Below are 240 nucleotides of genomic sequence, written 5' to 3'. Positions count from 1 at the left end.
CGGCAGGGATGGGGATCGGCCTGATGTTCTTTGGCGTTGCTGAACCTGTGATGCATTATCTTTCACCTCCCGTTGGCACCCCGGAGACCGTTGCGGCAGCGAAGGAAGCCATGCGCCTGACGTTCTTCCACTGGGGCCTTCATGCATGGGCAATCTATGCCATCGTGGCGTTGATCCTGGCCTTTTTCAGTTACCGTCACGGTCTGCCTTTAACGCTGCGTTCCGCACTCTATCCCATTA

1 protein-coding gene is annotated in these 240 nt (G+C 56.7%); it reads left to right on the top strand.

The window, feature by feature from the left end:
- Nucleotides 1–240: BCCT family transporter (locus tag L977_RS05265; RefSeq protein WP_047626074.1), on the top strand; the 240-nt coding region annotated here is incomplete at both ends.

This window comes from Enterobacter sp. ZOR0014 (assembly GCF_000798855.1).
Lineage (GTDB): Bacteria > Pseudomonadota > Gammaproteobacteria > Enterobacterales > Enterobacteriaceae > Enterobacter > Enterobacter kobei.
Note: the sequence above shows the minus strand (reverse complement) of the source record. Positions and strands in the feature narration are given on the sequence as shown.